Here is a 279-nt window from a genome sequence, read left to right as displayed (position 1 = left end):
GGCTTCTCGCTCGCGGTCGTCGGAGCCCGGGCCTGCACCGGCTACGGCTCCCACGTCACCGCGGAACTCACCGAGAGCGTCTGCGAGGCCGGCACGACGATCGTCTCCGGTGCGGCCTACGGGATCGACGCGGTCGCCCATCGCACCGCACTCGCGCTCGGCGCGCCCACCATCGCCGTGCTGGCGGGAGGCGCGGACATGCCCTACCCGAGCTCGCACGGTCCGCTGCTGGAGCGCATCGTCGATTCGGGGGCCGTCTGCTCCGAGATGGTGCCGGGC

1 protein-coding gene is annotated in these 279 nt (G+C 73.5%); it reads left to right on the top strand.

The window, feature by feature from the left end:
• The coding region (locus AMS67_RS12980; protein WP_193787085.1) for a DNA-processing protein DprA at positions 1-279 on the top strand (279 nt) is incomplete at both ends.

The sequence above is a fragment of the Leucobacter japonicus genome, from assembly GCF_001273855.1.
Taxonomy (GTDB): domain Bacteria; phylum Actinomycetota; class Actinomycetes; order Actinomycetales; family Microbacteriaceae; genus Leucobacter; species Leucobacter japonicus.
Note: the sequence above shows the minus strand (reverse complement) of the source record. Positions and strands in the feature narration are given on the sequence as shown.